We start from the raw sequence: 3,890 nt of genomic DNA, 5'->3' as shown, positions 1-3,890 counted from the left end.
GCGCCGAACCACGGCCGGCTGAGGCTGAAGAAACAAGGGAGAATGCTCCCATATTTTTGTGGCGCCACGCTACGTGAGGCGTGACTTTGCGTTGCACGTGTTGCGGCATAAACAACACTTTCCCCGGGTCTTCGTGCCAACTCCCCTTCCCTGGGGAAACTGGATCGCCGCGCGACGCCACGCGATCGGTTTATAGTCCACATACGCCCGGCGCTCCCGGGCACCGTCAGTACGAGAAAGGAAGCACCATGCGTCTGGACAAAGGCCGACAAAGCCGCAACGTGGAAGACCGCCGCGGCGCCGGACCAAGCCTCGGCGGCCGAGGCTCCCTCGGCATTGGAGCGGTGATATTGGCACTCGTGGCCATGTACTTCGGCATCGATCCCGCGGTCGTACTCGATCTTGCCTCCGGCCCGGGCGCGCCCGCCGAGCAGACCGCCGGTCCTCCACCGGCGGACGATCCGCAGGCCCAGTTCGTCTCGAAGGTCCTGGCCGATACGGAGGACACCTGGGGAGAACTCTTCCGTGCCTCGGGAAGCCGGTACGCGGAACCCAAGCTGGTGCTCTACACAGGCGCGACCGGCACGGCATGCGGCATGGGCCAGTCGGCCATGGGCCCCTTTTATTGCCCCGCCGACACGCGGGTCTACCTGGACATGAGCTTTTTCGGGGAAATGCAGCGGCGCCTGAACGCCCCCGGCGACTTCGCCGGCGCCTATGTGATCGCGCACGAAATCGGACACCACGTCCAAAACCTGCTCGGCACCGCCGAACGTGTCAGCCGGCAGCAGCGGAGCGTGAACACGGCCGAAGCCAACAGGTTGTCCGTGCGCATGGAGCTGCAGGCGGACTGTTATGCGGGCATCTGGGCCCACCATGCCAACCGGAGCAGACAGATACTCGAGCCGGGCGACGTGGAAGAGGCGCTCAACGCCGCCTCCGCCATCGGCGACGACCGGCTGCAAAAAGAAGCCCAAGGCTATGTGGTGCCGGACTCTTTCACGCACGGCACCTCCGAGCAGCGGGTGCGCTGGTTCAAGCGCGGCCTGGAAAGCGGGGATCCCCGCCAGTGCGACACTTTTGCGGCCGCGGCGCTCTAGCGCGGGGAGACCGGCCGGCCACTACGACATGCACGGGCCCCGCAAGCGGGGCCCGTGTTTCATGCAGCATGCTCTCGCGCCATTTCAGCAGCGCAGGTGCCGGCGTACATATAGTCGCGCCGGAACGGATAAGCCTGCCCCGGAGGATTGTCCAGCTCCGTGCTGTCGAAAGCGACCTGCCGCTGGCACAAGACCTGGTTGAGCGACACCCACCCCTGCTCGAAGGCCATGGCACAGCCCGCGAGATAGAGACGATACGCGCGGACGGACTTGGCCCCCTGCTCGCCCGACAGAATCTTGTACGCCTCATCCAGCTTGGATTCCAGCCCGTCGCTCCAGGCCCACAGCGTGCGGGCATAATGCGGACGCAGGTTTTCGACGTCGACTGCCTCCAGCCCGCCGTCGCTGAGCGTCTCCAGCACCTTGCTGACGTGGACGAGCTCGCCGCCTGGAAAAATGTACTTCTCGATGAATTCGCCCATGCCGCTGCCGAGCTGGGCGTTGTAGGTGCCGCCCGCGGTAATGCCGTGATTCATCACGAGGCCGCCGGGACGCAGCAGCCGCCGGATCTTGGAAAAATAGGCCGTCAACTGTGCGCGGCCCACATGCTCGAACATCCCCACGGAAGCGATTTTGTCGTAGGGCTGCGACTCATCGAGCTTGCGGTAATCGAGCAGCAGCATCCGCACCCGATCCTTGAGGCCCTTTTCTTCGATCAGGCGGTTGACGTGGGCATACTGATTTTTTGACAGGGTGATGCCGGTCGCGTCCACGCCGTAATTTTCCGCGGCCCACAGCAATAGTCCGCCCCAGCCCGCCCCGATGTCGAGAAAACGCTCACCCTTCTGCAGCCGGAGCTTCCGGCAAATATGGTCCAGCTTTGCCTCCTGCGCCTGGGCCAGCGTCATGTTCGAATCGCGATAATACGCACACGAATAGACGCGGCGAGGGTCTTGCCACAGGCCGTAAAACTCGTCGGACAAGTCGTAGTGGAATTCAATCTGGCGAGCGTCGCGCTCGAGGGTATGGCGCATCACCGAGGCGGCCTTGCGCGCCATTTCGGTGAAGAATCCGGGACGGGAGCGATCGATGGGCGAGTCTTTCAGCAAGGCCGCGGCGGCGGTCATAAGGTCGCGCATGCTGCCGCGAATATCGACGCGCCCTTCGACATAATCTTCGCCGATCGCGCCTATCTTACCTCTCACAAGGTGAGACAAAGACCGCAGGGATTTGAATTGGAAGCCGACCTTGGGATTGTCGGCCCCCAACTTGGTGCCGTCCGGCAGTATTAACTGAACGGGAATGGGTAATGCTGCAAGTTGACGCTCAGCCTGTGAGAAAAGTGCATTCATGAAGGTTTTCCGTGTTTCACAACCTGTCGATCGCGACAGACGCGCGTTACCGGCGCACAACCTTCGTCCAGACAAGCACTTTCCGGTCGGCGCCGTTTCGGTAGACCAAATCCGCAACCACTTTGACTTTGCTTGCCCGGCAATCCTAGCATCAAAATCCAGCGCGGGCAGGGATTCCCCCGAGCGGCGCAAGGCTACGCCGCAACGGCCCGGCTCACATCACCGGATGCAATATCTCCGGGACGATCCGGACGATGGCGGCATCGCTTCCCATCCACACCTCTCCGTCCTGAACGTTGCACTGAAGCTGCATGGAGCGCGCCGCCAAGGCCGCCAACGCGACCGTGGCTGCTGGCTCGAGACGGAAAACGCGTAAATTGTCGAACCGGGCAAGCCTATCCCCATTGTTCCGCCACCAACTGTCCGCCGTCCGGCCGTAGGCGTACAGCATCACCTCCTTCGACCGGCCGCATGCCTTGCGCAGCCATTTTTCATCGGGTAACCCTACTTCTATCCAGGCCTGGACTGCGCCAGTCAAATCCTTGCACCATAAATCGGGTTCATCGTCGATACAAAGACCGCGCCCAAACGTCAGGCCATCCTGGGCGTTCAACGCGAAAGCCAGGAGTCGCGTCATCATCCGCTCGTCGGTTTCCGACGGATGACGCGCAATGACCAGCGAATGCTCGGCATAGTAGGCCCTATCCATGTCCGCAATCTGCAGGACCGCCTTGTAAATCGTTGAACGAAGAGCCATAGGTTTCCTCATCGCCTCGCGGCAGTCTGTTTCCGTCGTAAGGCACCCGACAAATATCACTCCCGAACCGCTTTGCCAGGCGGGTGCAAAACGTCATCACGACGGTTCCGGGCTGCACGAGCCCTTAATCGAAAAAATGACACGGCTTGAACTTTCACGAGCGCGTGCGCTCTATCCTTTCAGGATGTATCCGCTTTCACCCTGGGGCTTCACAACACCGAAGCTTCGATTCTAAAATTCGCGGGTCATTGCGGGAAAATACCTCCGCGGAACCCGACAAAACCAAACTACATGGACAAAAATGGCTAAAGATACCTACCAGGCACTGCAAGCCCAAATCCGGAAACTGCAGGAGAAGGCCGAGGCCGTACGCTTGAAGCAACGCCAGCCGGTCATTGCATCCATCCTGCGCTCCATGCAAGAGTACGACATCACTCTAGAGGAGCTCAAAGCAGCGCAGGCCAAAGGCGTTCCTGGGCGCAAGCGCGGCGCAGGCGCGGGCAAGCAGGCCGCGGCGAAGCCGGCAAAACAGGTCGCGCCGAAATACCGTCATCCGGAAACCGGGGAAACCTGGACCGGGCGCGGTAAACCTCCTCGTTGGCTCGTGGCAGCGGAAGCTGCCGGCGCCACCCGCGACCAATTCCTGATCAACAAGTAATCGCAGCTCACCCATATGGAGCA

Annotated in this window: 4 protein-coding genes; 2 read left to right on the top strand and 2 right to left on the bottom strand. The window is 61.5% G+C overall.

Going from position 1 to position 3,890, the window contains the following annotated elements; genetic code table 11:
• Positions 1-248: 248 nt before the first annotated feature.
• Entirely contained in the window at positions 249-1,100 is an 852-nt protein-coding gene (locus tag IRZ12_RS16295; protein WP_296470705.1) for a neutral zinc metallopeptidase, read from the top strand.
• A gap of 59 nt (positions 1,101-1,159) precedes the next feature.
• Here IRZ12_RS16295 and IRZ12_RS16290 read toward each other — a convergent pair whose 3' ends face one another.
• Together IRZ12_RS16290 and IRZ12_RS16285 are read right to left on the bottom strand one after the other, a co-directional pair.
• Positions 1,160-2,452 carry a class I SAM-dependent methyltransferase gene (locus tag IRZ12_RS16290; RefSeq protein ID WP_296470704.1) on the bottom strand — a complete coding sequence of 431 codons (1,293 nt, stop codon included), beginning with the start codon at positions 2,450-2,452 and terminating at the stop codon, positions 1,160-1,162.
• A 214-nt stretch (positions 2,453-2,666) separates the two neighbouring features.
• On the bottom strand, positions 2,667-3,209 hold the full coding sequence (locus IRZ12_RS16285) for a YaeQ family protein (RefSeq protein ID WP_296470702.1): 543 nt from the start codon (positions 3,207-3,209) through the stop codon (positions 2,667-2,669).
• A gap of 301 nt (positions 3,210-3,510) precedes the next feature.
• On the opposite strand from IRZ12_RS16285, the gene IRZ12_RS16280 reads away from it, so the two are divergent.
• On the top strand, positions 3,511-3,867 hold the full coding sequence (locus IRZ12_RS16280; protein ID WP_296470699.1) for an H-NS histone family protein: 357 nt from the start codon (positions 3,511-3,513) through the stop codon (positions 3,865-3,867).
• Positions 3,868-3,890: the final 23 nt, after the last annotated feature.

Source organism: Pigmentiphaga sp. (genome assembly GCF_019689535.1).
Lineage (GTDB): Bacteria > Pseudomonadota > Gammaproteobacteria > Burkholderiales > Burkholderiaceae_B > Pigmentiphaga.
The sequence above is the reverse complement of the archived record's forward strand: the minus strand, read 5'-3'. Positions and strand labels throughout refer to the sequence as shown.

Coding starts and splice junctions, on each gene's coding strand:
- IRZ12_RS16285 (WP_296470702.1), bottom strand. CDS start 3,209: ATGGCTCTTCGTTCAACGATTTACAAGGCGGTCCTGCAGATTGCGGAC.
- IRZ12_RS16290 (WP_296470704.1), bottom strand. CDS start 2,452: ATGAATGCACTTTTCTCACAGGCTGAGCGTCAACTTGCAGCATTACCC.
- IRZ12_RS16295 (WP_296470705.1), top strand. CDS start 249: ATGCGTCTGGACAAAGGCCGACAAAGCCGCAACGTGGAAGACCGCCGC.
- IRZ12_RS16280 (WP_296470699.1), top strand. CDS start 3,511: ATGGCTAAAGATACCTACCAGGCACTGCAAGCCCAAATCCGGAAACTG.